The organism is Methylibium sp. Root1272, from assembly GCF_001425905.1.
Classification (GTDB): domain Bacteria; phylum Pseudomonadota; class Gammaproteobacteria; order Burkholderiales; family Burkholderiaceae_C; genus Methylibium.
The window spans coordinates 25,757-50,425 of the sequence record NZ_LMDY01000016.1; the positions used below are offsets into that span (position 1 = coordinate 25,757).

General features: G+C 68.4%; 22 protein-coding genes. 14 read left to right on the plus strand and 8 right to left on the minus strand.

The genetic code is table 11. The annotated features are described in order from the left end of the window. Positions 1–87: 87 nt before the first annotated feature. From ASC67_RS15685 to ASC67_RS15695, 3 genes are all read left to right on the plus strand, one after another. Complete coding sequence (locus ASC67_RS15685; protein WP_404932887.1) at positions 88–891, plus strand: cobalamin-binding protein; 804 nt, start codon at positions 88–90, stop codon at positions 889–891. 234 nt (positions 892–1,125) lie between these two features. Next, the gene (locus ASC67_RS15690) at positions 1,126–3,258 is read left to right on the plus strand and encodes a PQQ-dependent dehydrogenase, methanol/ethanol family (protein WP_056323301.1); all 2,133 of its coding nucleotides are present in this window, start codon (positions 1,126–1,128) and stop codon (positions 3,256–3,258) included. 22 nt (positions 3,259–3,280) lie between these two features. Continuing rightward, entirely contained in the window at positions 3,281–3,967 is a 687-nt protein-coding gene (locus ASC67_RS15695) for a glutathione S-transferase family protein (protein WP_056323305.1), read from the plus strand. Positions 3,968–4,009: 42 nt separating this feature from the next. Here the strand turns inward: ASC67_RS15695 and ASC67_RS15700 are convergent, their stop codons facing one another. The 5 genes from ASC67_RS15700 to ASC67_RS15720 form a co-directional block, all read right to left on the minus strand. Next, positions 4,010–4,660, minus strand: a complete 651-nt coding sequence (locus ASC67_RS15700) for a glutathione S-transferase family protein (protein WP_056323311.1) — start codon at positions 4,658–4,660, stop codon at positions 4,010–4,012. A gap of 99 nt (positions 4,661–4,759) precedes the next feature. After that, a complete protein-coding gene (locus ASC67_RS15705) occupies positions 4,760–5,554 on the minus strand; it encodes a glutathione S-transferase family protein (protein ID WP_056323314.1) in 795 nt (264 codons plus the stop codon). A gap of 47 nt (positions 5,555–5,601) precedes the next feature. Continuing rightward, positions 5,602–6,342: an SDR family NAD(P)-dependent oxidoreductase gene (locus tag ASC67_RS15710; protein WP_056323318.1), complete on the minus strand. Its 741-nt coding sequence runs from the start codon at positions 6,340–6,342 to the stop codon at positions 5,602–5,604. 137 nt (positions 6,343–6,479) lie between these two features. Then, positions 6,480–8,822 (minus strand): ATP-dependent DNA helicase, encoded by a 2,343-nt coding sequence (locus tag ASC67_RS15715; RefSeq protein WP_056323321.1) that lies wholly within the window; start codon positions 8,820–8,822, stop codon positions 6,480–6,482. After that, the gene (locus ASC67_RS15720) at positions 8,819–9,625 is read right to left on the minus strand and encodes a hypothetical protein (protein WP_056323324.1); all 807 of its coding nucleotides are present in this window, start codon (positions 9,623–9,625) and stop codon (positions 8,819–8,821) included. The genes ASC67_RS15715 and ASC67_RS15720 overlap by 4 nt, the downstream gene beginning before the upstream one ends. A gap of 245 nt (positions 9,626–9,870) precedes the next feature. On the opposite strand from ASC67_RS15720, the gene soxC reads away from it, so the two are divergent. Further along, positions 9,871–11,184 carry a sulfite dehydrogenase gene (gene soxC / locus ASC67_RS15725; RefSeq protein WP_082536054.1) on the plus strand — a complete coding sequence of 438 codons (1,314 nt, stop codon included), beginning with the start codon at positions 9,871–9,873 and terminating at the stop codon, positions 11,182–11,184. After that, a complete protein-coding gene (locus ASC67_RS15730; protein ID WP_056323329.1) occupies positions 11,171–11,779 on the plus strand; it encodes a c-type cytochrome in 609 nt (202 codons plus the stop codon). Before soxC ends, ASC67_RS15730 begins: the two co-directional genes overlap by 14 nt. 38 nt (positions 11,780–11,817) lie before the next feature. Here the strand turns inward: ASC67_RS15730 and ASC67_RS15735 are convergent, their stop codons facing one another. Further along, positions 11,818–12,405 carry a TetR/AcrR family transcriptional regulator gene (locus ASC67_RS15735; protein ID WP_056323335.1) on the minus strand — a complete coding sequence of 196 codons (588 nt, stop codon included), beginning with the start codon at positions 12,403–12,405 and terminating at the stop codon, positions 11,818–11,820. Between the two features lie 175 nt (positions 12,406–12,580). Between ASC67_RS15735 and ASC67_RS15740 the strand changes: the two genes are divergently transcribed. The 3 genes from ASC67_RS15740 to ASC67_RS15750 are packed head-to-tail and all read left to right on the plus strand — an operon-like array spanning position 12,581 to position 15,532. Next, the gene (locus ASC67_RS15740) at positions 12,581–13,609 is read left to right on the plus strand and encodes a sensor histidine kinase (protein ID WP_056323339.1); all 1,029 of its coding nucleotides are present in this window, start codon (positions 12,581–12,583) and stop codon (positions 13,607–13,609) included. Next, a complete protein-coding gene (locus tag ASC67_RS15745) occupies positions 13,606–15,054 on the plus strand; it encodes a sigma-54 dependent transcriptional regulator (RefSeq protein ID WP_056323342.1) in 1,449 nt (482 codons plus the stop codon). The genes ASC67_RS15740 and ASC67_RS15745 overlap by 4 nt, the downstream gene beginning before the upstream one ends. Positions 15,055–15,073: 19 nt before the next feature. Next, positions 15,074–15,532, plus strand: a complete 459-nt coding sequence (locus ASC67_RS15750; protein ID WP_056323347.1) for a cyclic nucleotide-binding domain-containing protein — start codon at positions 15,074–15,076, stop codon at positions 15,530–15,532. Positions 15,533–15,555: 23 nt separating this feature from the next. Here ASC67_RS15750 and ASC67_RS15755 read toward each other — a convergent pair whose 3' ends face one another. After that, a complete protein-coding gene (locus tag ASC67_RS15755; RefSeq protein WP_056323350.1) occupies positions 15,556–16,296 on the minus strand; it encodes a sulfite exporter TauE/SafE family protein in 741 nt (246 codons plus the stop codon). Further along, positions 16,284–18,086 (minus strand): SulP family inorganic anion transporter, encoded by a 1,803-nt coding sequence (locus ASC67_RS15760; RefSeq protein ID WP_056323355.1) that lies wholly within the window; start codon positions 18,084–18,086, stop codon positions 16,284–16,286. Before ASC67_RS15760 ends, ASC67_RS15755 begins: the two co-directional genes overlap by 13 nt. Before the next feature lie 375 nt (positions 18,087–18,461). Here ASC67_RS15760 and ASC67_RS15765 point away from each other — a divergent pair, with 375 nt between their 5' ends. From ASC67_RS15765 to ASC67_RS15790, 6 genes are all read left to right on the plus strand, one after another. After that, positions 18,462–19,676, plus strand: coding sequence for an aromatic ring-hydroxylating dioxygenase subunit alpha (locus ASC67_RS15765; protein WP_056323358.1), 1,215 nt, complete (start codon positions 18,462–18,464; stop codon positions 19,674–19,676). Between the two features lie 27 nt (positions 19,677–19,703). Continuing rightward, positions 19,704–20,165 carry an aromatic-ring-hydroxylating dioxygenase subunit beta gene (locus ASC67_RS15770; RefSeq protein ID WP_056323361.1) on the plus strand — a complete coding sequence of 154 codons (462 nt, stop codon included), beginning with the start codon at positions 19,704–19,706 and terminating at the stop codon, positions 20,163–20,165. Positions 20,166–20,185: 20 nt separating this feature from the next. Next, positions 20,186–21,223, plus strand: a complete 1,038-nt coding sequence (locus tag ASC67_RS15775; RefSeq protein WP_056323367.1) for a 2Fe-2S iron-sulfur cluster-binding protein — start codon at positions 20,186–20,188, stop codon at positions 21,221–21,223. Between the two features lie 13 nt (positions 21,224–21,236). Further along, positions 21,237–21,965 (plus strand): cyclic nucleotide-binding domain-containing protein, encoded by a 729-nt coding sequence (locus tag ASC67_RS15780; protein ID WP_082536055.1) that lies wholly within the window; start codon positions 21,237–21,239, stop codon positions 21,963–21,965. A gap of 125 nt (positions 21,966–22,090) precedes the next feature. Continuing rightward, positions 22,091–23,236 carry an NrtA/SsuA/CpmA family ABC transporter substrate-binding protein gene (locus tag ASC67_RS15785; protein ID WP_082536056.1) on the plus strand — a complete coding sequence of 382 codons (1,146 nt, stop codon included), beginning with the start codon at positions 22,091–22,093 and terminating at the stop codon, positions 23,234–23,236. Between the two features lie 98 nt (positions 23,237–23,334). Next, the gene (locus tag ASC67_RS15790) at positions 23,335–24,669 is read left to right on the plus strand and encodes an ABC transporter permease subunit (protein WP_056323373.1); all 1,335 of its coding nucleotides are present in this window, start codon (positions 23,335–23,337) and stop codon (positions 24,667–24,669) included.

The following is a 24,669-nucleotide window of genomic DNA, read 5'->3' on the forward strand; positions in this document are numbered from 1 at the left end:
TGAAGGGGGAGGGCCGGGTCGAAGGCCCGGACCGGAGGACATGAACGCAATACGGCCCCCGATCCAGCGCCCGCCACAATGAAGGCCATGTCTGCAGCGCACTTCCCTGAACGCATCGTCTGCCTGACCGAAGAGCCGACCGAGGTGCTCTACGCGCTGGGCGAGGAGCATCGCATCGTCGGCATCTCCGGCTTTACCGTGCGACCGCCGCGCGCGCGCCAGGAGAAGCCCAAGGTCTCGGCCTTCACGAGCGCGAAGCTCGAGCCGATCATGGCGCTGCAGCCCGATCTGGCCATCGGCTTCTCCGACATCCAGGCCGACATCGCCCGCGAGCTGATCCAGCGCGGCGTGGAGGTCTGGATCAGCAACCACCGCTCGGTCGACGGCATCCTGGGCTATGTGCGCCGGCTCGGCGCGATGGTCGGCGCGGCGGGTCGGGCCGAGGCCTATGCCGACGAGCTGGCCGCGCGCGTGGAGCGCGTGCGGCAGGCCGCCGCGAAGCTGCCGCGCCGCCCGCGCGTCTACTTCGAGGAGTGGGACGAGCCGCAGATCAGCTGCATCCGCTGGGTCAGCGAGCTGGTGGGCATCGCCGGCGGCGACGACATCTTTCCCGAGCGCGCCGTGGCGAGCCTGGCGCGCGACCGCATCCTCGCGTCGCCCGACGAGGTGATCCCGCGCGCGCCCGACATCGTCATCGGCTCGTGGTGCGGCAAGAAGTTCCGTGCCGAGAAGGTGGCCGCGCGGCCCGGCTGGGACCGGTTGCCCGCAGTGCGCGACGGCGAGCTGCACGAGATCAAGTCGCCGCTGATCCTGCAGCCCGGCCCGGCGGCGCTGACCGACGGGCTGGACGCGCTGCACGCGATCATGGCGCGCTGGGCTTCCAGGCACTGAGCCCGGCGGCCGCGCGAAAGCCGAGCGGGCCGCGCCGCCTCGAATCAGGCGTTCAAACCTACCCGCCCGGGTAGAAAACTACCCTCGAGGGTAGTGGTCGAGACGACCCCGGACCGGGATCATCGCGCTCTCGCGAGCGGGGCTGCGTACCCCAATGGCAGCGCTCGACCCTGGCTTCATCGCGCGTGCCGGTCGGGCTGGCAAGAAGCAAGACACGAGACGGAGACCTGCACGATGCACCGATGGAGAATCGCCACGCCCGCAGCGCTTGCGCGGCTGGCCCTGGTCCTGAGTCTGGCTTGCGGCGTCTGCACGTTGTCGGCCGCCGCCGGCACCGAAGTCGACGACGCGGCATTGCGGGATCAGACCCAAGGAGAGAACTGGCTGGCGTACGGCCGCAACTACAGCGAGCAGCGCTACAGCCCGCTGGAGCAGGTCAACGCCGACAACGTCGGGCGACTCGGACTCGCGTGGTCCATGGCGCTGACCGAAGACCGTTCGCTGCTGTCGACCCCGTTGATCGTCGATGGTGTCATGTACTTCACCGGCAGCTGGAGCAAGACCCGCGCGGTGGATGCCCGGACGGGCAAGCTGCTCTGGGAGTACGACCCCGAGTCGATCAAGCATGCCGGGGGTGAGCGCCTGCGCGCCATGTGGGACTCCAGCCGCGGGCTCGCCTACTGGAAGGGCAAGCTGGTCATCGCGACCATCGACGGGCGGCTGATCGGCCTGGACGCGAAGACCGGCAAGAAGCTGTGGAGCACCCAGACCTTCGACCCGAAGCGCCCGCTCTACATCTCCGGGTACCCGAAGGCGTTCCGCGACCTGGTGATCGTGGGCAACGGGGGCTCCGAGTTCGGCGCGGGACGTGGCTTCGTCAGTGCCTACCACGTCGACACCGGCAAGCTGGCGTGGAAGTTCTTCGTGGTGCCGGGCAACCCCGCCGACGGCTTCGAGGACGAGGCCCAGGCCATGGCCGCCAAGACCTGGACCGGCGAGTGGTGGAAGCACGGTGGCGGCGGGCAGGTGTGGAACGGTCTCACCTACGACCCCGAGTACGACCAGATCCTGATCGGCACCGGCAACGGCGGGCCGTGGAACAGGAAGGTGCGCAGCCCCGGGGGCGGCGACAACCTCTTCCTCTGTTCGATCGTGGCCCTGGACGCCAGGACCGGCAAGTACAAGTGGCATTACCAGACCGTGCCCGGCGAGACCTGGGACTACAACTCGAGCATGGACATGGTGCTGGCCGACCTGAAGCTCCGGGAGGGCAGCGGACAGCGGAAGGTGCTGCTGCACGCACCGAAGAACGGCTTCTTCTACGTCATCGACCGCAAGGACGGCAAGCTGCTGTCGGCCGAGAAGATCGCCAAGGTGACCTGGGCGACCGGCATCGACATGAAGACCGGACGGCCGATCGAGGCCGAGGGCGCGCGCTACGAAGACGGCTCGGAGCTGGTATGGCCGAGCGTGTACGGCGCCCACAACTGGCATGCGATGTCCTTCAATCCGAAGACCGGGCTGGTCTACATCCCCAAGGTCGAACTGCCGGCGTTCTTCAGCGAGAAGGGCGTGCAGATCGTCGACTGGCGCAATCCGCAGACCTTCGGTCAGCTGGATGTCGCGGTCGATGTCGGTCTGGGCAGCGACATCCCCAAGGAGTCGGGCGTGAGCTCGCTGCTGGCCTGGGACCCCGTGAAGCAGAAGAAGGCCTGGGAGGTGCCCCAGCCGAACTACTGGAACCCGGGCACCATGACCACCGCGGGCAACCTGGTGTTCCAGGGCCGCATCGACGGCAACTTCATCGCCTACGACGCGCGCAACGGCAAGCAGTTGTGGTCGGTGCATGTCGGCTCCGGCATCAGCGCACCGCCGGTCACCTACTCGGTGGGCGGCAGGCAGTACGTCTCGCTGCTCGTCGGCTGGGGCGGCGCAGGCATGTCGCTGGGCGGCGGCAGCTCGATGGCGCAGTACGGATGGAGCTTTCGTGGGCAGACGCGGCAGTTGCTGACCTTCGCGCTCGACGGCAAGTTGCCGATGCCCGACGTGGGCAAGCCCGTGTTCGCCCAGCCCATCGTGCCGGCCGACTTCAAGCCCGACGAGAAACAGGTCGACCGAGGGCGAGCGCTCTATGCCAGTACGTGCGTCTGGTGCCACAGCGCCGGGGCCGTGTCGGGAGGCTATGCGCCGGACCTGCGCGCCTCGCCGATGCTGCTGGACCTGACGGCGCTGAAGACGGTGCTGAAGGGCGCCCTGGTGCAGAACGGCATGCCGCAATACCCCGACCTCACGGACGACGATCTCGTGGCGCTGCAGCACTACGTGCGCAATCAGGCTATCGTGACCACTCGGCCGCCCAAGCCCTAGGTGGCACTAAAGGACGCACTGCATGATCGATCTCTACACCTCGGCCACGCCCAACGGCTGGAAGGCCACCATCCTGCTCGAGGAGCTGGGCGTTCCCTACACGGTGCATCCGTTGTCGTTGCAGAAGCAGGACCAGAAGACGCCGGCCTTCCTGGCCATCAACCCGAACGGGCGCATTCCGGCGATCGTCGATCGCAGCGCGGGCGACTTCGCGGTCTTCGAGTCCGGCGCGATCCTGATCTACCTCGCGGAGAAGCACGGCCGCTTCCTGCCCGCCGATGCGAAGGGGCGCTCGCTCGTCATCCAGTGGTTGATGTTCCAGATGGGCGGCATCGGCCCGATGCAGGGCCAGGCGAACGTGTTCTACCGCTATGCGCCCGAGAAGATCCCCTACGCCATCGAGCGCTACCAGAGCGAGACCAAGCGCCTCTACCGCGTGCTCGACGGTCGGCTGGCCGATCACGAGTTCCTGGCCGGTGACTATTCGATCGCCGACATCGCCAACTGGTCCTGGGTGTCGCTGCACGACTGGGCCGGCGTGAACATCGACGACCTGCCGCATCTTCGGCGTTGGCTCGATGCCATCGCGGCGCGGCCCGCGGTGCAGCGCGGCATCGTCATCCCCGAGCCGCTGCAGCTCGGTGGCGGCGGCGAGGCCGTGAAAAAGATGGCGCAGTCCATCCTGGTCTCCGCGCCGGGCACGGCCTGAAGCGGCGCCCCCGCCGCTTCAAGCACGTTCTCGCGGCGCGCGTCAGCCGCGCATGCCGATCTCCTGCCAGCCCGGCGACAGTGAGGCGGTGGCGCTCGGCCGCGCGTTCATGCGTGCCAGCCAGGCGGTCACGTTCTTCAACGCGGGGTCGACCTGCAGGCCGGTCGACATGCAGAAGTCGAGGCAGCAGTACAGCACCAGGTCGCCCAGCGTGACGCGCTCGCCGCACAGGTAGGACTTGCCCTTCAGCAGCGTGTCTACCAGCGCCACGCCGTCCAGCCCCTTGGCCTTCAGGCCGTCGGCGGCTTCGGGCAGGCAGCGCACGCGGTCCTTGAACAGCGGCAGCCCGGGCCCGGAGCGGAAGGCGTTGTAGAGATACTCGCAGGCGTTGAGTTCGGCGCGCCGCAGTGCCATGCGCGCCTCGGCTCGCTCGACGGGCGTGCTGCCGATCAGCGCCGGCGTCGGGTGCAGCTCCTCGAGGTATTCGCAGATGGCTACCGTCTCCGAGATGATGCGGCCGTCGTCGAGTTCCAGGCTCGGCGTCTGACCGGCCGGGTTCTTCGCGAGGTAGGGCTCCTTGCGGTTCTCGCCGCCGAGGATGTCGAAGTCCTGGAACGGCATCGAGATCTTCTTCTCCGCCATGAACATCCGCACCATGCGGGGATTGGGGCCGAAGGAATTGAGCAGTTTCAAGTGTGTCTCCTGTTGTAGCTACCGCTGACAAAAAACGCGACGCGGGCGTTTCGCCGTCTCGCGCACCTCCTGCGGGCTCGACCGAGCCCGGGATTCCGTTCAATGCTTTCCAAAGGCTTCGAGATAGGGCTCGATGTCGGGGGCGAAGGCCTCGTGCGCGCACAGGCGGCCGAAATGGGCCCACGCCAGCGGATGCTCCGCCGCGACACCGTCCGACAGGACGGGCGCCAGCCCGGCCCGGTGCAACTGCCCGTGATGGACCCGCTCGTTGTGGAACAGCGCCAGCTCCGCTGCGAAGCAGATGTCGGCCAGGCTCAGCGTGCCGCCGGCAATGAAGCCGGCCCCGCTGGCGAGCGCCCGCTCGATACCGCTCAGGTAGCTCGTGAAGGCCTGCTGCGCGGCGGCGTGCAGGCCGGCGCTCACCGTCTCCGCCCGCAAGGCCAGCACGTAGAGCTGGGTGTCGCGCGCGAACAGCAGGCTGGCGTCCAGGAAGCCGTCGATGCGCGAGGCGGAGTAGGCATCGCTGCCGTAGAGCGGCACGCGGCCGTCGCCGAGCCGGGCGACCGCGCGCAGGATGCTGTTGGATTCGAAGATGCCGGTCTGCCCACTCGGGTCGAAGGCGGCCGGCACGGCGCCGAACGGGTGCGCGGCGAGGAAGGCATCGGTCTTGTAGAGCGCGCTGGTGAAGCCGGTGCGCCCGGTGCGCACGCAGTGCCGCAGCGCGTCGCGTTCCTCGACGGACAGCGGGTGGGCATCGAAATCCCACAGCCAGTCCTGCAGCTCCTGCACCGGCGCGCCGCGCACCTCGAGGCTCACGCCGCACAGCCGCGCGGCGATCGTCGCCTTGGCGATGCGCGGATTGGGCAGGTAGGAAAAGATGCGCAGCACGCTCACGGCGGTCGTCTCCGGCGGCTTCGGCGGCGTGCGCTGCTCCGGTGGGCTCAGAACGATTCCTTGTACGGACGCAGGTCGATCTCCTGTGCCCACGCGGTCCGGGGCTGGCGATGGAGTTGCCAGTAGGTGTCGGCGATGGCATCGACGTCGAGCAGCCCATCGTCGCCACGCTGCTCCACCATCTTCGGCATCACGCTGCGCAGGCGCGCGCCGTTGATGCCGCCGTCGATCACGACATGGGCCACGTGCAGCCCCAGCGGTCCGAACTCGCGTGCCATGCTCTGGCTCAGCATGCGCAGCCCGGCCTTGGCTGCGGCGAAGTGAGCGAAGCCGGGCTTGCCTCGCAGGCTGCCCGAGGCGCCGGTGAAGATCACCGTGCCACGTCCGAGCGGCGCGAGGCGCCGCGCCGCCTCGCGGCCGACCAGGAAGCCGCCGAAGCAGCCGACGCGCCAGAAGCTCTCGAACTGCGCCGCCGTGAGCGTGCGGAAGTCGATCACCTGGTTGTTGCCGGCATTGAACACCACCAGATCGGCCGGTTCGCGGCCCGCGCCCGGCGCCATCGCAAGGTCGAACAGCGTCTGGACATCGGCTTCCGACGTGGTGTCGGTGACGACGGCCTGCGCGCTGCCGCCCGCCGCGCGGATGGCGTCGACCACCTGGCCGATCTTGGCCGCCGTGTGGCCGGCCGCGAGGACGTGATAGCCCTCGGCCGCGAAGCGGCGGCAGACCGCACCGCCCACGCCCTGCTCGACACCCACGCCAACGACGACGGCGGTTGGAAGGCCCATGCTGTTCTCCAATGAACTCGGTTGCGGGTTCAGGCGAATCTCAGCGGGCCTTCGCGGTGCCTTGCCGTGCCGTCGCGCGCTCCCGCGTCGGCCCGTTCGTCTGCCGACGCATTCTCCGCATCGGCCGGCAAACGGCACTACCCGAAAGGATAGGTTTGCGTTTGCAGGCGTTGGCTCGGTGTCAGCATCCACCAGGCCGGCAGCAGCGCCTGGACGTCGCGCCGTGCGTAGCGGTCGTCGATCAGGTGAACGACGCCCCGGTCGTCGGGCGTGCGGATCACGCGGCCCGCGGCCTGCACCACCTTCTGCAGGCCGGGGTAGAGGTAGGTGTAGTGGTCGCCGTGGCGGTTGCCGAACAGCGCCTGCATGCGAGCTCGGATCTGCTCGTTGACCGGGTTCACCTGCGGCAGGCCGAGCGTGGACAGGAAGGCGCCGATCAGGCGCCGACCGGGCAGGTCGATCCCTTCCGAGAACGCGCCTCCGAGCACCGCGAAACCGACGCCCGCGCCGTGGTCGGTGAAGCGATCGAGGAACTGTCGCCGCTCGGCCTCCGACATGCGTGGCGACTGGCGCCAGCTCGGCAGCCTCGGGTGGCGCACCGCCAGGCGATCGGCCACCTGCTGCAGGTAGTCGTAGCTGCTGAAGAACGCGAGGTAGTTGCCCGGCTGCGCCTCGAACTCGCGGGCGATCAGCTCGACGATAGGGTCCAGCGACGCCGCTCGGTGCCGGTAGCGCGTGGAGATGTGCCGCGCGATCTCGACACGCAATTGGTCGGGCTGGAACGGCGAGCCCACGTCGACGCACGCGTGGTCGGCGGGCAGGCCCAGCAGGTCGGCGTAGTAGTGCGTGGGCTGCAGCGTGGCCGAGAACAGCGTGCCGGTGTGGGCGGCGGCCAGACGCGGTGCCAGGAAGGGCGCGGGCACGAGGTTGCGGATGCAGAGCGTCGACGGCGCGGTGCGGCCCGGCGCTGCAGTGGTGGCCGCCGGAGGCCGGCTGGCATCGACCAGCGAATGGGCGTCCAGCAGTTCGGCGAGCCGGAGAACCTGCAGGGCCTCGAAGTAGAACGCCTGCAGCGCGGCGTCGCGCGTCGCCGGGTGCTCGGTGTAGTGGTCCGTGAGGCTGCCGCTGCAGTGCTGCAATGCATGGAGCAGAGAGGCAGGAAACGTGGCATGGACCTGGTAGGGAAGGGCCTGCTCCTTGTCGAACGCGGTCCAGCAGCGCCGCAGCTTGTCGAGCGCCTTCCTCACCGTCGGAAAGGCCTTCGCCGTGACCGAGCGGCGCGCCTCGGCCAGCGTGTCCGGGCGCAGTTCGGCGGTGTACATGCTGCGCCCGCGCTCGACCAGGTTGTGCGCCTCGTCCACCAGCAGCCCGATGCGCCACTGGTTGGCCTGCGTCAGGCCGTGCAGCAGGGCGCCGAGATCGAAGTAGTAGTTGTAGTCGCCCACCACCACATCGGCCCATCGCACCAGTTCCTGGCTCAGGTAGTAGGGGCAGACCTCGTGCTGCAGAGCCACCTCGCGCACCCGGGCCTGGTGCAGCACCACGCGTGCCGCGGACGGCGCCAGCGCCGCCGCGCGCGCTGCCGGCAGCCGGTCGTAGAAGCCGCGGGCCAGCGGGCAGCTTTCGCCGTGGCAGGCCTTGTCGGGGTGCTCGCAGGCCTTGTCGCGGGCTACGAGTTCCAGCACCCGCAGCGGCTGCGCGCCGCCGGCGAGGCGGTCCAGGGCGTCGAGCGCGAGCTGGCGGCCCGAGGTCTTGGCCGCCAGGAAAAACAGTTTGTCCAGTTTCGCCGCCGGTGCCGCCTTGAGCAGCGGAAACAGTGTGCCCAGGGTCTTGCCGATGCCGGTGGGGGCCTGCGCGAGCAGGCAGCGCCCGGCGGTCGCCGCCTTGTACACGGCCTCGGCCAGCGGGCGCTGGCCGGCGCGGAAGCCGTCGAGCGGAAAGGCCAGCGCCTGCAGCGCGCCGTCGCGTGCCTCGCGGTGCGCCAGCTGCTGCGCGGCCCAGGCCAGGAAGCGCTCGCACTGCTGCTCGAAATGCCGCTGCAGTTCGGCGGCGGTGCAGTGTTCGGTGAAGAGGGTCTCCTGCTGGCTGCCCACATCGAGATAGACCAGCGCGATGTCCAGCGCCGACAGACCCTGCTGACGGCACAGCAGCCAGCCGTAGACCTTGGCCTGGGCCCAGTGCAGGTGGCGGTGCGAGGAGGGCTGACGCTCGAGCCGGCCCTTGAAGGTCTTCACCTCCTCCAGCCGTTGCCGTGCCGGGTCGTAGCCGTCGGCGCGGCCGCGCACATGCAGCGGACCGTGATCGCCGCTGAGGCTCAACTCGGTCTGGTAGCCCGGGCCGCGGCGGGTGGCCACCAACGCGTGGCCGGCCATGCCCTCCAGCGCGCTGGGCGCGGGCGTGAAGCGCAGATCGAGATCGCCCCGCTTGGCCGCGAACTCGCAGAGCTCGCGGACGGCGACGGTGTACTGGCGCTCGCTCAAGGCAGGCTCGGCAAGGCGTCGCCCAGCATCGCCTGCGCGCCGTCGGTGTCGCCGCGCAGCGGCGTGGCCTTGGCCAGTGCCAGCCAGACCGCGAAGGGCAGCGTGCAGCGGGCATGGCGCGCGGGACGCAGTTGCTCGAAGCGACCGTCGTCCAGACTGCCATGCAGCACCCAGACGCCGAAGGCGTCGGGGATCTCCTCGGGCCGCGCCACCGCCACCGGGAAGACGTAGTGGCACTCGCTGCACAGCCACTGGTAGGCCTGCCGCTTGGCGGCGTGTCGCAGGTCGGAGAGCAGATCGGCCCGCGTGAACTTCACCTCGTGGACCATGGGCTGCAGGTAGGCCTCGACGCTGGTGTTGCGCACCGAGAAGAGATCGGGCCGCGCCATGCGCCACACGCTCGCTGGCGTGGTGACATCCGTGCCCCCGTCGTTCCAGAGCGCGGACTCGTCGGGGGGCTGCGGCGGCTCGGCGTGCTCCGGTGGTGGCGCGTCGATGGCGGCGCGCAAGGACAGTTCGCGCCAGACGATCCGGCCGCCGCTCATCAACTGCTCCGCGAACTTCTGCGCCAGGCGGTCGTGCGCGCCGAGTTCCCGCACGCCACGCCGGCGCGCGTCGGCCAGCACCTCGATGCCGGCCGCGGTGAGCCGCAACGTGTCGCGGCCCTCGGGTGTGGTGTGCAGGCAGAGCAACTGCGCTGCCAGCAGATCGATCTCGATGCCGTCCTTGCAGGGCCAGCCTGCAGAGCGCCAGATCTGCAGCAGGCGGGCGCGGTGGTGGCGGGTCAGGAGAGCTTCGACCATGGGGGCACTGGACGGCAGGAGGCGGTACTGGTTGTAAATACAGTATCACGCTTCTCGCCGGCAGCGAACCGCTCGAGGCGCGCGCCGTGACCGCGGCCGGGTAAACGAGGGCCGCGTTCGCCTTGACAGGCACGGGACGCGCTCGTTAACCTGCCGACCGATCGGTACAGAATTTGATGTGCGCCATGCACCACGACCTGCCACCTGGGCCTTCGCGTCCAGGGGATCGACGAGGAAACACGACCATGAAGAATCCGAACACCAATCGCTGGATGGAGGCCGCCCGGACCGAGCTGCAGGCTGGCGGTTCCATCACCCACGACCCGGGACGACGGGCGCTGCTGGGCCGCTCCGCGACGGCAGTCGCGGCCGGTGTGACCGCGCTCGCCGCCGGCCGCAGCGTGGCTGCACCGCTCGCGGTGCCCGCCGCCAACCTGGCGATGGGGCGGGCCCTGCCGGAGAGCGAGTACGGCATGCCGTCGAAGTTCGAGGCCCACGTGAAGCGTCGTCGGACCGATGTGTTCGTCAACAAGCAGAACTTCTCAGACTGGAGCATGACGCCGCTGCATCAGCAGCACGGCACCGTCACGCCCAACGGGCTGATCTACGAGCGCCACCACAACGGTGTTCCGGAGATCAACCCGGACGAGCACCGCTTCGCGATCCACGGCATGGTGAAGCAGCCGCTGGTCTTCACGATGGCCGACCTGATGAAGTACCCGTCGGTGTCGAAGTTCTACTTCATGGAATGTTCCGGCAACGGTCTTGCCGACTGGCTCAAGGCGTCGTCGAAGACGGTGCAGCAGACGCACGGCATGCTGTCGTGTGCCCAATGGACCGGCATCCCGGTGTCGACGCTGCTGCAGGAGGCCGGCGTGATGCCCGGTGCGACCTGGGCGCTCGCCGAGGGCGCGGACGGAGCGGCGCATGCGCGCAGCATCCCGATGCAGAAGATGCTGGACGACGCGCTCATCGTCTACGCCGCCAACGGCGAGATGCTGCGCCCGGAGAACGGCTATCCGCTGCGCCTGTTCATTCCGGGCTGGGAGGGCAATGTCAGCATCAAGTGGCTGCGTCGCATCAAGCTGGGCGACCAGCCCTGGAACCTGCGCAGCGAGACGGCGCGCTACACCGACCCGATGCCCGACGGCAAGTGGCGTCAGTTCAGCTTCGCGATGGAGGCCAAGTCGGTGGTCACCTCGCCGTCGGGCGGCATGAAGGTGCAGCCCGGGGAACTGGAGATCCTGGGCTTCGCCTGGTCCGGGCAGGGCAGCATCCGCGCCGTCGACGTGACGCTCGACGGCGGGCGGACGTGGCAGGAGGCGACGCTGGAGCCGCCGGTGCTGGATAAGTGCCTGACCCGCTTCAGGCTGCGCTGGAAATGGGACGGTCGACCGACGTCGATCGCCAGTCGTGCCGTCGACTCGACGGGTTATGTGCAACCCACCGTGGAAGAGATCAAGAAGGTCCGCGCGATCACCGGTTTCGTGCAGCACCACAACGGCATCTTCCCGTGGTCCATCGATGCGGCAGGGGAGGTGAAGAATGCGATCGCCTGAATTCTCGTGGTGCGGCCTCGCCGTCGCTTGCCTGATGGCCGGTTGTGCGGCGCCGGCCGCCGCACCGAACGCAGCGGCACCATCGCCGCACGGCCATGCGATCTCCGAGCAGGAAATGCAGGCCTGGAACATCGACGTACGCGGCACCGACGGCGCGGGGCTGCCACCCGGGTCGGGCTCGGTCGCGGCGGGCAAGACGGTGTTCGACGCCAAGTGCGCCGCCTGTCACGGCGCCGCTGCGGCCGGCGGGCCGGTGTTCGGCCCCATGGTCGGCGGCATCGGCTCGTTCAAGACCGATCGCCGCGTGCTCACGCCAGGCAGCATGTATCCGTATGCGCCGATCCTGTTCGATTACGTGCGGCGTGCGATGCCGATGAATGCGCCGCAGTCGCTGTCGAACGACGAGACCTACGCGGTCAGTGGCTACCTGCTGCACCTCAACGGTCTGGTGCCCGCCGATGCGGTGATGACCGCGCAGACGCTGGCTGCCGTGCGCATGCCCAACCGCGACGGCTTCATCGTCGACGACCGGCCCGATACCAAGGCCACGCGGTGCATGAGCAACTGCTCCCCGATCTCGAGCGCGGCACGCTGATCGGGAGACGCTGAACGCCGCCTGCCGGAGGCGGCGTGTCAGGCGGCCAGGGCCCGCAGCGCCATCGAGTTGAAGCGCTCGGCGATCTGCCTCGGCCCGACGCGGCCCGAGGGCTTGAGCCACAGGTAGCTGTAGAAATACATGCCCAGCAGGCCCTTGAGCACGATGGCGTCGTAGGGGCGGAACACGCCCTGGCGTTCGCCATCGACCAGGATGCTCTTCCACGCGCCCTCGTACCGGGCGTGCAGCGCCATCACCTCGCGGTGCCGCTCGCCGGTGAGGGACTGGACCTCGCGGAAGCACACCGTCAGCTCGGCCTGGTGCGAAGCGATCTTCTGCATCAGGTAGTCGCCCAGCAGCGCCAGCCGCTCTGCGGGCGGCAGGTCGCCGCGCGCCACCTCGGTGGCGTGCGCGGCCAGGTCGACGATGTACTCGCGGCTGATGTCGTACAGCAGGTCTTCCTTGCTGCGGATGTGGTGATACAGCGCGCCGCGCCCCAGTGCGACGGCGTCACCGAGCTCCGCGATGCCGACCGCGTGGAAGCCGCGTGCCGCGAACAGCTGGGCCGCGGTCTTGAGGATGCGCTCGCGCTGGGTTGCTTCGGAGGGGGCCTTGTTCTTGATCATCGGTCGTTCTGCAATCGGCAATCGACAGCCGGATTCTAGGGGCCGGTGTACCGATTGTTCCACCCTTCGATACGGGGGCGATCGCAGCGTGGGGGTCGGTCTCTATTGCTGCGCCGACAGCGTGCTCATACGCTCCGTCCTGCCCCGCCATCATCTGTTCCATTGACCGATACCGATGAGAGCCCAGCGCCATTCCTACGATCTTGCCGAGGTGTTCGAACAGATCTTCTCGGCCGCGCCGTGGCCGATGCTGATGCTGGGTGAAGACGGCGAAGTGCTCGGCGCCAGCGACGAGTACGGTCATGGAGAGATCGCGTCCGACCTGCCGTTGCGTGCTCGCGCGGCGCACTACCTGGCCTCGCTGCGCGGCAGCCCCCCCTGGTCCGCGCCGCAGGAGGCCGACAGCGTGCGGATGCTGCCGTCGGGCGTGCAGGCCCACGAACGCTTGTTCCTGAGGCGCACGCCCTGGGGTGCGAGCCTCGTCGTCGTCGACCAGACCGACCTGCGTCAGCTCCAGACTTCCGACCTGCAGACCGCCCGGCTCGCTGCGCTGGGCTTCATGGTCGCGGGCGTCTGCCACGAGATCACGAACCCGCTCACGTCGCTGCACTCCATCGTGCAGATCCTGCGGTCCGAGAAGCAGCCGAGCCGCGAACTGCTCGACAAGGGCTTCGACAACATCGCGGTCAACGTCAAGCGCATCCTCGACATCTCGCGGCGGCTGGTGAAGTTCTCCCGCGTCGGCGACGAGCCGCGCTACGGCCTCTCGGTCGACGAGGCCATCGAGGAGGCGCTCTACGTGCTGCGCCAGGACGACCTGCTCCGCGACGTGGAGCTCCAGTACCGGCGCGACGCAGGCCTGAAGGTGTTCGGCAACACGGGGCAGATCCGCGAGATCTTCCTGAACCTGTTCGTCAATGCTGCGCAGGCCATGGCCGGTCGCGGCACGCTGAGCATCGAGACGCGCGAGGCGGGCCCCATGGTCGAGGTGCTGGTCGGCGACACCGGCCCGGGCGTGCCGGCCGAGGCCGTGGGGCGGATCTTCGAGCCCTTCTTCACCACCAAGTCCAGCATGCACGGCACCGGGCTCGGGCTGGCGATCAGCACCGAGATCGCCCACGAGCACGGTGGCAGCATCACGCTGCGGCACACCGGCAGCCAGGGCGCGACGTTCTGCGTCGCGCTGCCCAGGGAGCGCTCATGAGCAGCCAGCCACGCAGGGAAACGCCCGCCGAGGACCGGCGCCCTTCGGAGCAGGTGCTCGTGATCGACGACGACCACGGCATCGGCGACTGCGTCGAGATGCTGCTGCAGCGGGCCGGCTATGCCTGCGTGATCACGCGCACCGGCGGCGAGGGCCTGGCACAGCTGCGCAGTCGCGAGTTCGACATGGTGATCACCGACCTGCGGCTGCCCGATGCCAGCGGACTGGACATCGTGGCGGCCAGCAAGGCGGCGAATCCCGAGACGCAGGTGATCCTGATGACCAGCTTCTCGTCGGTCGAGAGCGCCATCGAGGCGCTGCGCCTGGGGGCCAACGACTACGTCATCAAGCCGTTCGACAACGACGACTTCCTGTTCTCCGTCGAGCGGGCGCTCGGCGAGCGGCGCACCCGCATGGAGAACGTGGCGCTCAAGCGCAGCCTGCGCAAGGCCTACACGCAGAACGCCATCATCGGCGAGAGCGACGGCGTCAAGCGCCTGCTGGGGATGATCCAGCGCGTGGCCGCCACCGAGGCCAACGTGCTGATCCAGGGCGAGAGCGGCACTGGCAAGGAACTGGTGGCCCAGGCCATCCACTTCGGCGGCAACCGGGCGCACCGACCGTTCGTCGCGGTGAACTGCGGCGCGATCCCGGCCGAGCTGATCGAGTCCGAGCTGTTCGGCCACGTCAAGGGCGCGTACACCGGGGCCTCCTCGGCCAGCGAAGGCCTGATCCGCGAGGCCAGCGGCGGCACGCTGTTCCTCGACGAGATCTCGGAGATGCCGCTCAACGTGCAGGTCAAGCTGCTGCGGGTGCTGCAGGAGCGCCAGGTGCGCCCGCTCGGCTCGGGGCAGAGCTACATCACCGACACGCGCTTCCTCGCGGCGAGCAACCGCAACCTGAAGGAGAGCGCCGAGAGCGGCAGCTTCCGCGCCGACCTCTACTACCGCCTCAACGTCATCACGATCCACGTGCCGCCGCTGCGCGAGCGCGGCGCCGACATCGAGCTGCTCGCCCGCCACTTCATGCAGCTGTTCAGCCGCAAGTTCGGCAGCCAGGTCCGAGGCATGGACCGGGACTTCGTGGATTTCCTGAACCGACACTCGTGGCCCGGCAACGTGCGCGAGCTCCAGAACGTGATCGAGCGCGCGGTGATCCTGGCCGACGCCGACATCCTGAGCGCCGCCGACCTGGAAGAGACGCTCGCGCTGCCGGCCAAGGAGGCCCACCTGCCGCTGGGCGGCGGGCTGCCGCTGTCGGTGGAGGAGTACATCAAGGAAGTCGTGCTGCTCTACCAGGACCGGCACGGCGAGGCCGAGCTCGCAGCGATGCTGGGCATCGGCCGCAAGGCGCTCTGGATGCGGCGCCGCAACTGGGGCCTGCACCGGCAGCGCGACCGCGCGCCGGCCGGCGACGAGCTAGACCACCTCCACCGCGTTCAGTGAACCCCACGGAAAGCAGGCCATGTCGAACGAATCCGCCGAACTGCTGACACCGAACCTGATCCTCGCGCAGACGGGTTTCTTCCAGGGCCTGACCGCACGACAGCTCGAGCGCATCGCGCTGCTCAGCGAAGTGCAGCACTGCGACGAGGGACAGCAGGTCTACCGGGTCGGCGAGCCGGCCAGCCTGGTCTACGTGCTGGTGCGCGGCCGGGTCCGGCTCGCGGTCGGCTACGGCGAGCGCAACGCCAGTGCCGGCAACGTCCTGCGGCGCGGCGAGGTGTTCGGCTGGGCCGCGCTCACGCCGAGCTGCAACCTGCGCATCGCCACCGCGACCTGCCTCACGACCTGCAGCTTTCTCACGATCGACGGGACCGGCCTGCTCGGCCTGATGGAGCAGGACCACACGCTGGGTTATCGCCTGATGACGCAGCTCAACCGCATCATCTCCGGCACGCTGACGGCGTTTGCCGGCGGTTGACGGAGCGCCGGGCGGCCGGCGCGCTACACCGCGCGCAGCAGCAGGCCGGCCCCGACCACGATGCACAGCACGCCCACGGCGCGGCGCAGCAGCGCGGCATCGACGGCGTGCGCGAGATGCACGCCGATCCACACGCCGGCCACCTCGAACACCGTCAGCAGCGCGGCGAGCTCGAGGTCCACGATGCCGTGCGCCAGGTGGCCGACGCTGCCCGAGATCGAGGCCAGGATCTGGACCACCTGGCTGGCGCCGATCGCGGTCAGCGGCGCGAAGCCGCTCAGCACCATCATCGGCACCGACAGCGCGGGGCCGCCCACGCCGGTGAGCCCGGAGCCGAAGCCGGTCAGCGCGCCGATGCCGAACAGCAGCGCGCGCCGCCGCTGCGGCTGGTCATGGAACCAGGCACGGCGACGCGCTCCCCCCCCGAGCAGCGTGTACACGCCGGCCAGCACGATCAGCACGGCCAGGATCAGCCCCAAGAGGCGGGCATCGAGCCGGGCATTGGCCCACGCGCCGAGCGCACCGAACAGCGCGCCGCCCGCGCACAGCGGCAGCGTGACCGACCAGTCGATGCTGCCGCGCCGCTGGAAGAACCAGGTGCCGACGATGCCGGTGAAGATGAAGGTGAAGAGCGCCGTGGCCATCGACGCCTGGATGGACAGCGGCGCCAGCAGGTTGAGCGCCGGGATCAGCAGGATGCCGCCGACGCCCACCGCGCCGATCAGCACGCCGACGACCGTGGCGATGGCGATCAGCCCGAGCATCGCGGGTCAGCGGCCGGCTCGCGCGCCTCGCCATTCGGCAGCACATGCTGACATTGGCTGAAGATGCGCGCGGGGCAGTGGCGGCAGACCTCCACGTCGAGCCGCGGATAGATGGCGTCGATCACGTTCGTGCCGATCGCGTGCAGGTTCTCCCGGCCGATGGCGTCGAGATGACCGGCGCGCTCCAGCACGTCGACGGCCGACGGGTGCAGTCGGTGGAAGTACAGGCCGCCGCCGATCTGCCGGCGCCGGCGCGCCTCCTGGCCCAGCAGTTCGGCGCCCGAGCTGTCGATGAAATTGACACCCGGCGCCAGCACGAGCAGGTGCTTGTGGCCGGGGTTCACCGCGTCGATGTCGCGCAGCCGGCGCTGCACGTGATCGACGGCGCCGAAGTAGATCGGGCCGTCGATGAACACCATCTTCAGCTGGCAGCAATCGGGCTCGGTCGTCTGCGGCACGAAGTGGTAGCTGTGCTCGCCCGGCGCCGGGACCGCGTCGCGGATGTCCGGCCGGGCGGTGCGCTCGAGGAACACCATCAGCGACAGCAGCACGCCGACGTAGATGGCGAACTCGAGGTGCAGGAACAGGGTGGCCAGGAACGTCGCACCCAGCACCGCGGCCTCGGCGCGGCTGGTCCGCAGGATGCCGCGGATGTGATGCACATCCACCAGAGAGTACGCGACGACGAGCAGGATCGCCGCCATCGACGCGATCGGCAGGTAGCGCACCAGCGGCGCCAGCGCCACCAGCGTGACCACCAGGAACAGCGCCGAGAACACCGGCGCCAGCGGTGTCTTCGCCCCGGCCGTGTAGTTGACGCCGCTGCGCGTGAACGAGCCGCTGGAGACATAGCTCGAGGCGAAGCTGCCCACCACGTTGGCGAGGCCCTGGCCGATGAACTCCTGGCTGCTGTCGATGCGCTGGCCCGACTTCAGCGCGATCGCCCGCGCGATCGCCACCGCCTCGGTGAGCGAAAGCATCGCGAGCGCCAGCGCGATCGGTGCCAGCTGCCTCAGGGTCTCGCCGGACGGGATCGGCATCGACAGCGGCGGCAGGCTGCGCGGGATGGCCGACACCATCGCGATGTGCGCCGCCGGGCCGAACACGGTGGTGAGCGCCAGCGCATAGAGGCTGCCGACCAGCATGGCGACGATCATGTGCGGCACGCGCGGCAGCCAGGCGCGCGTGCCCACGGCCGTCAGCAGCGTCACGACCCCGACGCTCAGCACGTGGAAGTTCGTGTCCGGCAGCCGCTGTGCGAACAGGCTCAAGGTTTCGATGAACGACGAGGTGGCCGGTGCGGTGACGCCGAAGAAGTTCTTCAACTGGCTGGTGGCGATCAGCACGGCCGCACCGGCGGTGAAGCCGATCACCACGCTGTGCGAGATGAAGTTCACCAGCACGCCGAGGCGGGCCAGCCCCATCGCCAGCATCAGCAGCCCGGTCATGAACGTGAGGCTCAGGGCCAGCTGGATGTAGACGGCGCTGCCCGGCTCGGCCAGCGGACTGAGTGTGGCGAAGATGACGATCGACAGCGCAGCGGTGGGGCCGGACACCAGGTGCAGCGACGAGCCGAACAGCGAGGCCACGATGACCGGCACGATCGCCGTGTAGAGACCGTACGCCGGCGGCAGGCCGGCGATGCTGGCGTAGGCCACCGCCTGCGGCACCAGGATGATGGTGCCCGTGAGTCCGGCGAGCAGGTCGGCCCGCAGACTGCGCCGGTTCACCATCGGCCACCACTGCAGCATGGGCAGCAGCCTTGCGAGCCAGCGGTCGGTCGATGTCATGTTGTTTGGGTCGGGCGCGTGCGAGCGGCCATGCGATGACGGCACCACGCCGCGGGATCACATCGCCAGCGACTCACGCTGCAATGTTGGTGCCACGCGCATTGGCGCGGCGTGCAAGGCGCGCCGCCGCCTTCGCGTTTCGATTCGAAACGGCAGCAGGTTTCGGTCTGAAACGTCGCCTCGTCTCGAGCGCTGATGCAAACCCTTGGAAGCGGCGCAGCATCGGATCGAAAGGCCGCCCTTTCGACCTCGCAGAGCTGCCGAAACCTTGATTTCCACCGTGGGCACGGACCATGCAATGAAGGAGGCGTCACGGACGCAGCGGTGACCTCGAACCCTGCGTCACCCCCGTCTTCGCAACTCACGGAGAGCCGCATGTCGCGCAATGCAACCGAGTGGCAGCAACGCCCCAACTTCCCCGACACCCACTTCGTCAGCACCGACATCTACACCGACGAGCAGATCTTCCGGCAGGAGCAGGAGCTCATCTTCAACAAGGTGTGGATCATTGCCTGCCACGAGTCGGAGCTGCAGAACGCCTACGACTACCGCACCTTCAACCACCCCGGCGGCGCGCCGCTGATCGTGGTGCGCGGCGAGGACATGAAGGTCCGCAGCTTCTACAACATCTGCCCTCACCGCGGCAACACGCTGCTCTACGAGCCGGTCGGCAACGCCAAGCGCATCACCTGCATCTTCCATGCGTGGTCGTTCGACGTGAAGGGCAACTGCATCGACATCTCGCGCGGCAAGCAGGGCTACCAGGACCGCTACGGCTGCGAGCAGGCCGGGCTGCGCGAGGTGAAGACCGAGATCGGCTACGGCGGCTTCGTCTGGGTCAATGTCGACGACCAGTGCTCGTCGCTCGGCGAATACATCGGCGACTCCATGAGCATGCTGGACGAGCAGCTGAACATGCCGCTCGAGGTCTTCCACTATCACAAGGCCGTGGTCAACACGAACTACAAGCTGTGGCACGACACGAACAGCGAGTTCTATCACGACTACATGCACTACTTCAACCGCATCACCGGGATGATCCAGCCCGGCTACTTCGACCGCAAGTACACCGGCTACCCCAACGGCCATGCGTCGGTCGGATCGATGGCGATCAAGTACGATGCCTACGAAGGCAGCAAGTCGCGCGGCGTGGGCTGGCCCGGCCTGGCGCCGGGCGGCTGGGTGCTGATCGACATCTTCCCAGGCATGACCTTCAACCTGCGCACCTCGGTGCTGCGCATGGACACGGCGATCCCGCTCGGCCCGAACAAGCTGCTGATCGAGTTCCGCGGTCTGGGCCTCAAGAGCGACACCCCCGAGGAGCGCGCCGAGCGCATTCGCGACCACAACACCATCTGGGGGCCGTTCGGGCGCAACCTGCACGAGGACCTGCTGGGCGTGCATGGTCAGGGGCTGGCGATGCGCGACCGCACCGACAGCAAGTGGGTGCTGCATGGTCGCGAGGAGAACATGACCATCCACGACGAAGGCGGCATGCGTCACTTCTACGCGGAATGGAGCCGTCGCATGGGACGCATGGCGCACGACCCGCATGGCAAGTCCGCCGCTGCGGCCCAGGCCGCCGCCTGAGTCCGGCCCATCGATACGAGGACTACCGTGGACACACGCACCGCCATCACCGAACTGGTCAGCCGCTCGGCCATGACCCTGGACGACAAGAAGTTCGACGCCTACCTGGAACTCTGCGATCCGGCCTATGTGTACCGGATCACCGCCTACAGCCCCGAGATCCGCAAGGAGATGACCTGGCTGGAGCACGACAAGCCGGGACTGAAGACGCTGTTCACCAACCTGCCGCGACACAACAGCGACCAGTCGCCGATGACGCGGCACGTCTGCGTGTACACGGTCAAGATCGACGAGAGCGCGGCGCAGGCCGAGGTGGTGAGCACCGTCCAGGCCTATCGCACCACACTCGACGGCGGGACGACCGAGCTGTTCGCCGTCGGCAAGATCTACGACAAGGTCGCGCTCGGCGCCGACGGCCCGCGGATGCTGGACCGCAACGTCAGGCTCGACACGCGGATGCTCGGCTTCGGCTATCACATTCCGATCTGAGCGCTGGCCACGGGACGACCATGAAGATCGAAGTGAAGGCGCGCAACCGTGCGCATGCGTTCGACGCCGAGCCGGGCAGCCGGGTCCTGTACGCCGGCCTCGGCCAGGCGATCGACCTGCCCTACGAGTGCGGCAGCGGCACCTGCGGTACCTGCAAGGCGCGGCTGCTGTCGGGCGAGATCGACGACCTGTGGCCCGAGGCGCCGGGCCGCAAGTACCTCAAGCAGGCCGACGAGTTCCTGATGTGCCAGTGCGCCGCGCGCGGCCCGCTGTCGATCGAGGTGGCGAGCTTCGTCGAGGACCTGGAGCCCGACGTCTGCATCCCGCGCACCGCGTCCGGTCGCATCGTCGCCGCCCGGCTGCTGACGCACGACGTGATGTCCCTGCGCATCGCGCTCGCCGCGCCCATGCCCTTCGACGCCGGCCAGTTCGTGCTGGTCCAGGTGCCGGGGATCGACGGCTACCGCGGCTGGTCGATGGTGAATCACGTGAAGGACGCCCTCGAGCTCGACTTCGTCATCAAGAAGAAGCCCGACGGGAAACTGTCGGACTGGTTGTTCTCGGCGACGCCGGCGGGCACCTCGGTCGAGCTCTTCGGGCCGCTCGGCTCGGCGACCTTCTATCCGGAGCTCGACAAGAACATCCTCTGCATCGCCGGCGGCAGCGGCATCGCGGGAATGATGTCGATCCTGGAGCGGGCCGCGCGAGCCGACTACTTCGCCGGTCACGACGGCGACGTCTTCTTCGGCGTGCGCTCCATGAAGGACGCGTTCTTCCTCGACGAGTTCAGCCGCCTGCGTGCCACCTGCGGCGAGCGCCTGCGCGTCACGGTCGCGTTCTCGGAGGAGCCGGCATCCGACGCTCTGCGCGCGAGCCACCCGTTGCTGCAGTTCGACACCGGCTTCGTGCACGAGGTGGCCGGCCGCAGCATGCAGGGGCGCTACCAGGGCGTGCGGGCCTACCTGGCCGGGCCGCCGCCGGCGGTGGACGCCTGCGTGCGCATGCTGCTGATGGCCCGCGTGTCGACCGACAACATCCGCTACGACAAGTTCAGCTGACGACGGGCCCCCCATGAAGCGCATCCGCATCTGCAGCGCCAGCGAGATCCCCGGGCAGGGGATGAAGTGCTACGACACGGCGTCGGGCACCAAGATTCTCGTTGTGAACAACGGCGACCAGTTCCACGCCTTCCAGGGGCTGTGTCCGCACCAGGACGTCTGTCTCGACGAGGGCTTCTTCGACGGCAGCACGCTGACCTGCCACCAGCATCTGTGGCAATGGGACGTGAGGACGGGCGAGGCGCTCGGGCTGGCCGAGGCGCCGCTGGAGCGCTACGAGATCGAACACGTCGACGGCGAGATCTTCGTGCTGCAGTCCAGCGCCCTGCGGGCCTGCGAGCTGTTCAAGGGCATCTCCGATGCGATGGTCGGTCGGCTCGACGCCCTGGCACGGCGCGAGGAGCATGGCGTGGCGACCGCGCTGTACGACATCGGCGATCCCGCCGACGACCTCTACATCCTCGAATCGGGCCGCGTGGAGTTCGAGATCGGCCGCGAGGATCGCACGCGCATGGCGGGCTTCATGTTGCGCAAGGGCGAGATGTTCGGTTGGGCCGCGCTGCTGCAGGACCAGCCGCGCCGCATCGCCCGCGCCACCTGCATGGAGCCGTCCACGTTTCTGAGGCTCAAGGGCGAGGATGTCCTGAAGGTGCTGGCGGATGAGCCGGCGGCGGGCTTCCTCGTGATGCGCCAGCTCTCGACGCTGATCACGCGGCACCTGCGCACGCAGGGCGGCAAGTGAGCGCCGTACTGCTGTCCACGGAGAAGGAAGGCTAGGAAGAACGAAGAAGCCCGCAGACGGGTCGAATGGTCCGATAAATCCGGGTCCGCTTCGCGGACACCGCATGAACAAGCAAGGAGACAAGCATGACGTTCTGGATGAATCAGCGTGTACGCGCGGCCGTCGCAGGGATTGCGGCGGCTTGCGGCCTCGGTATCGGGGCTCCTTCGACGGCGCTCGCCGCCGACCTCGACTACGGCAAGCCGGGTGATCCGGTGCAGCTGGTGATCGGCTACCAGCCGTACTACACCCAGTCGTGGTCCGGCGTGGTCATGCGGGGCAAGAAGTTCTACGAGAAGTACCTGCCCAAGGGCTCCACGGTCGACTTCTCGATCGGCCTGCAGGGCGCGGTGATCGTCAACGCGATGCTGGCCGGCAAGCAGCACATCGGCTACATGGGCGACATGCCGGCGATCGTCTCCACCACCAAGGAATCGGTGGCCGACATCCGCATCGTCGCGACGCTCGGCGTGGGCTACGACCAGTGCAACATCCTGCTGGCCCGCAACGACGCGCCGAAGTTCAGCACCGGCAAGGAAGGCGTCAAGTGGCTCGACGGCAAGCGCATCGGCATCCCGCTGGGCAGCTGTGCCGACCGCTTCGCGAAGGAGGCCTTCCGGAAGGAGGGTGTCGCGCCGGCGGCCATCATGAACCAGAACATCGAGGTCATCACCAGCGGCTTCCGCGCGGGCAAGCTCGATGCCGCGGCGATCTGGGAACCGACCGCGTCGCGGCTGGTGGAAGAAGGGCTGGCGCGTCGCATCGCCAGCGGCGCGACGGTCAACGAGAAGGACGCCGGCTTCCTGGCGATGCGCGCCGACCTGATCAAGCAGCGTCCTGACATCGCGAAGGCCTGGCTCAACGCCGAGCTCGATGCCCAGTTGTTCCTCGCCGATCCGAAGAACGCGATGGAAGTGGCGGCGATGGCGGCGCAGCAGGCCACCGGCTTCAGCGAGAAGATGCTGTGGTCCTCGCTCTACGGGCAGTACCCGGCCGAGGTCGGCGGGATCCCGGTGCGCATGCAGCTGCCCTTCACGCTGACGCCGGAGGTGGTGGCGCAGATCGGTCAGTCCGCGGCCTTCCTGTTCTCGATCAAGAGCATCAACGTCGAGAAGCTGCGCGCCGAGGCCCTGATGAACGACATGGCGGCCCAGGTGCTCAAGGAACGCAACCTGAGCTCGCCGATCGGTGAAGTCAAGTCCATGCCCGACAGCGCGTACGGCAAGAAGTAGATCGGCCGCTCGGCCCCGAGCGACCAAGAGCAGCCAGTCATCGCCGCGGCGGCGGAGCCGCAGGCGGTGCTGCCACTCGGCCCTATTCAGGAGGATGCATGGATCACATCGGTGCGGTGCTCAAGCGAGCCATGCCGTTCCAGACGGTACCGCCGGAGATGCTTCAGGAGATCGTGAAGCTGTCGAAGCTGAAGTCGTATGCCCGTGGCGACATGGTCTACGACCTCGATGAAGAGGCCGACGATGTGTACATCGTCGCCTCCGGCAGCGTGAACCACGCCCTGCGCAGCGAAACCAACGGCGAACTGCTCGAGAAGATCATGCGCCCGGGCGACGTGTTCGGCTGGGCCGCCGTGCTGACCGGCAACAACCGGCGCATGGCCCGCACCGTGTGTCTGGAGCGCACCGAGGCGATCCGAATCAACGGCGCGGCGCTGATGGCCCTGATCAAGCAGTCCCCGGCGCGCGGCGACGTGGTGATGAGCCGCTTCGCGACGATGATCACCCGCGAGTTCTCCGTGTCGCCGTCGGTCGCGGCGCGTGTGCCGCATTTCGCCGGCGCCGACGCGGGCGCTGACCAGGGCAGCGGCGGGGGCGACGGCTGGGCGCGGGCGATGTTCCGCATCTCGCAGTGGCTCAAGAGCCCCAAGCCCTACATGATGCTGGCCGGCTACGCGATGCTGCTGGGCTTCTGGTACTTCACGGTCGAGGTCTGGAAGCTGCCGCGCTTTCGGGACATGCCCGGGCTGACGACGGTGTTCACCGAGATGTTCAGCCGCCATCCGGTCTACGGGCTCTCGATCTACACGCCGGAGTACTACGACCACATCTGGGCCAGCGTGCGGCGGGTCGCCACGGCCTTCTTCCTGGCCACCGGACTGGGTGTGCCGCTCGGACTGTTCCTCGGCTGGTCGAAGACCTTCCGCGAGTACGTGTTCCCGATCTTCGAGACGCTGCGGCCGATTCCGATCCTGGCCTGGGTGCCGCTGGCGATCCTGATGTTCTCGGGCACCGAGACGCCGGTGATCTTCCTGACCTTCCTCGCCTCGTTCTTCGCCACGGCGCTCAACACCATGCTCGGCGTGGAGTCGATCGACGAGTCCTACAGCCGGGCGGCCTACTGCCTGGGTGCGAGCAAGTGGCAGGTGTTCCGGGAGGTCATCGTGCCGGGTTCGATGCCCTACATCTTCACGGGGCTGCAGATCTCGGTGGGGGTCGCCTGGTTCTCCCTGGTGGCCGGAGAAATGGTCTCGGGCGAGTTCGGCCTGGGCTATGTGATCAACACCTCCTACACGATGGTGCAGTACCCGACGATCGTGATCGGCATGGTCACGCTCGGTGCGGTGGGCTACGTGACCAGCGCGATGGTGCGCGTGGTGGGGGACTTGATGATGCAGTGGCGCGTGCGCGAGCTGGCGTTGGGAGGACGCTGA

Bases quoted from the DNA above. Each gene is read 5' to 3' on its own strand.
- ASC67_RS15685 (WP_404932887.1), top strand. From the start codon at position 88: ATGTCTGCAGCGCACTTCCCTGAACGCATCGTCTGCCTGACCGAAGAG.
- ASC67_RS15690 (WP_056323301.1), top strand. From the start codon at position 1,126: ATGCACCGATGGAGAATCGCCACGCCCGCAGCGCTTGCGCGGCTGGCC.
- ASC67_RS15695 (WP_056323305.1), top strand. From the start codon at position 3,281: ATGATCGATCTCTACACCTCGGCCACGCCCAACGGCTGGAAGGCCACC.
- ASC67_RS15710 (WP_056323318.1), bottom strand. From the start codon at position 6,342: ATGGGCCTTCCAACCGCCGTCGTCGTTGGCGTGGGTGTCGAGCAGGGC.
- ASC67_RS15720 (WP_056323324.1), bottom strand. From the start codon at position 9,625: ATGGTCGAAGCTCTCCTGACCCGCCACCACCGCGCCCGCCTGCTGCAG.
- soxC (WP_082536054.1), top strand. From the start codon at position 9,871: ATGAAGAATCCGAACACCAATCGCTGGATGGAGGCCGCCCGGACCGAG.
- ASC67_RS15730 (WP_056323329.1), top strand. From the start codon at position 11,171: ATGCGATCGCCTGAATTCTCGTGGTGCGGCCTCGCCGTCGCTTGCCTG.
- ASC67_RS15735 (WP_056323335.1), bottom strand. From the start codon at position 12,405: ATGATCAAGAACAAGGCCCCCTCCGAAGCAACCCAGCGCGAGCGCATC.
- ASC67_RS15740 (WP_056323339.1), top strand. From the start codon at position 12,581: ATGAGAGCCCAGCGCCATTCCTACGATCTTGCCGAGGTGTTCGAACAG.
- ASC67_RS15745 (WP_056323342.1), top strand. From the start codon at position 13,606: ATGAGCAGCCAGCCACGCAGGGAAACGCCCGCCGAGGACCGGCGCCCT.
- ASC67_RS15750 (WP_056323347.1), top strand. From the start codon at position 15,074: ATGTCGAACGAATCCGCCGAACTGCTGACACCGAACCTGATCCTCGCG.
- ASC67_RS15755 (WP_056323350.1), bottom strand. From the start codon at position 16,296: ATGCTCGGGCTGATCGCCATCGCCACGGTCGTCGGCGTGCTGATCGGC.
- ASC67_RS15760 (WP_056323355.1), bottom strand. From the start codon at position 18,086: ATGACATCGACCGACCGCTGGCTCGCAAGGCTGCTGCCCATGCTGCAG.
- ASC67_RS15765 (WP_056323358.1), top strand. From the start codon at position 18,462: ATGTCGCGCAATGCAACCGAGTGGCAGCAACGCCCCAACTTCCCCGAC.
- ASC67_RS15775 (WP_056323367.1), top strand. From the start codon at position 20,186: ATGAAGATCGAAGTGAAGGCGCGCAACCGTGCGCATGCGTTCGACGCC.
- ASC67_RS15780 (WP_082536055.1), top strand. From the start codon at position 21,237: ATGAAGCGCATCCGCATCTGCAGCGCCAGCGAGATCCCCGGGCAGGGG.
- ASC67_RS15785 (WP_082536056.1), top strand. From the start codon at position 22,091: ATGACGTTCTGGATGAATCAGCGTGTACGCGCGGCCGTCGCAGGGATT.
- ASC67_RS15790 (WP_056323373.1), top strand. From the start codon at position 23,335: ATGGATCACATCGGTGCGGTGCTCAAGCGAGCCATGCCGTTCCAGACG.